This is a genomic window from Nocardiopsis sp. RV163, assembly GCF_001029525.1.
Taxonomy (GTDB): Bacteria; Actinomycetota; Actinomycetes; order Streptosporangiales; family Streptosporangiaceae; genus Nocardiopsis; species Nocardiopsis dassonvillei.
Genome location: NZ_LEKI01000328.1, coordinates 1 through 1,664 on the forward strand (window position 1 = coordinate 1; position 1,664 = coordinate 1,664).

The window sequence follows — 1,664 nt, forward strand, 5'->3', positions numbered from 1 at the left end:
GATGCCGTAATAATGCTGGCGTGGCGACAGCAACCGCGAACCCAAAATCAGCACCGACACCAGCACATGGTGCGGCAAAGCGTCCTGACCTGGTGAGCGTTGGCACCATCGTTTGGTTGGCCAACGAGCTCATGTTCTTCGCTGCGCTGTTCGCGATGTACTTCACGATCCGATCGGTGACCAACGGAAACCCCGACCTGGGGCAGTGGCCCGACACCCACCTGAACGTGCCGTGGGCGTCGGCGATCACCGTGGTCCTGGTGGCTTCGAGCTTCACCGCGCAGGCCGGCGTCTGGGCCGCTGAGCGCGGTGACGTCAAGAAGCTGCGTATGTGGTTCTTCATCACGTTCTTCATGGGCCTGTTCTTCGTCCTTGGGCAGGCCTACGAGTACTACGAGCTCATCTTCCACGGGGGCCTGACTCTTCAGTCGAGCGCTTACGGGTCGATGTTCTACCTGACCACGGGCTTCCACGGACTCCACGTCATCGGTGGGCTGATCGCGTTCCTCATCATGTTGGGACGTACGTACGCCGCGAAGCGCTTCACCCACCAGCAGGCGACCAGCGCGATCGTCGTGTCCTACTACTGGCACTTCGTCGATGTGGTCTGGATCGCTTTGTTCTTCACCATCTACTTCATCCAGTAACCCGAAACGGGGAAACCGTGAAATGGATTACCGCGCGGCGGCGGCATCCCCTGGCGGGGTATGTCGTCGTCATCCTCGCGCTAGCCCTGTTCGGGGTGGGGTACGCCGCTCTGGCGCCCACCGCGGACCAGGCCCAGGCGCAGACTCTGGCCGCTGACGCTCCTCCCTCGGCCGATGAGGTCGATGTGGCCAACGGCGAGGACATCTTCAACCAGACGTGCGCGACCTGTCACAACTACGACGGCAGTGGCACCTACGGTGAGGACGGGGAGTACACCCGGGGTCCGGACATCCGTGATTCGGGTGCGGCGGCCGTTGACTTCCAGGTCAGCACGGGGCGTATGCCGTCGATGAACCCCGACGCGCAGATGCCGCGCAAGCCGATGGCGATGTCGGAGGAGGATCTGCAGGACCTGATCGCGTACTACGACGCGCAGATCAGGACCGGTGGTCCCGATGTTCCCTATGGCGTTCCGGGTGAGGCGCCCGAGCGTGGGGAGTTCGAGGACGAGGCTTCCTATGAGGCGGCGCTCGAGGAGTTCGAGGCCGAGTACGAGTCGTATGTTCAGGGCGCCGATGACACCGACATGGGTATGCGTCTGTATCTGACCAACTGTGCGCACTGCCATGGTTGGTCCGGTGGTGGCGGTGCGCTCACGGATGGTCGTTGGGCTCCGGAGATTCATGACGCGTCCGCGCGTCAGATCTATGAGGCGATGGTCAGTGGTCCGGGTGCGATGCCGATGTTCAGTGACACGGTGGTCGAGCCGGAGGAGAAGCAGGAGTTGATCTCCTATATCAAGACTCTCCAGGCCGAACCCAACGCCGGAGGCATTTTCGATCTGGACCGTGTCGGCCAGGTCGCCGAGGGTTTGATCAGCTGGGTCGTCGGCCTTGCTCTGATCATTGCCTGCGCGATCTGGATCACCGCGAAGCAGCGAGCTCATGACTGAGAACAACAGCAACGACAGCAGCGGGGCAGAGGCCACGCCCGAACGCGTGGTCGGCACCCCCAAG

Annotated in this window: 2 protein-coding genes; both read left to right on the forward strand. The window is 62.6% G+C overall.

The genetic code is table 11. The features are described 5' to 3' along the window. Window positions 1-89 precede the first annotated feature (89 nt). Window positions 90-647, forward strand: coding sequence for a heme-copper oxidase subunit III (locus ABD54_RS26495; protein ID WP_210746207.1), 558 nt, complete (start codon window positions 90-92; stop codon window positions 645-647). Between the two features lie 17 nt (window positions 648-664). Beyond that, window positions 665-1,600, forward strand: coding sequence for a cytochrome c (locus ABD54_RS26500; protein WP_082167013.1), 936 nt, complete (start codon window positions 665-667; stop codon window positions 1,598-1,600). The last annotated feature ends 64 nt before the right edge of the window (window positions 1,601-1,664 follow it).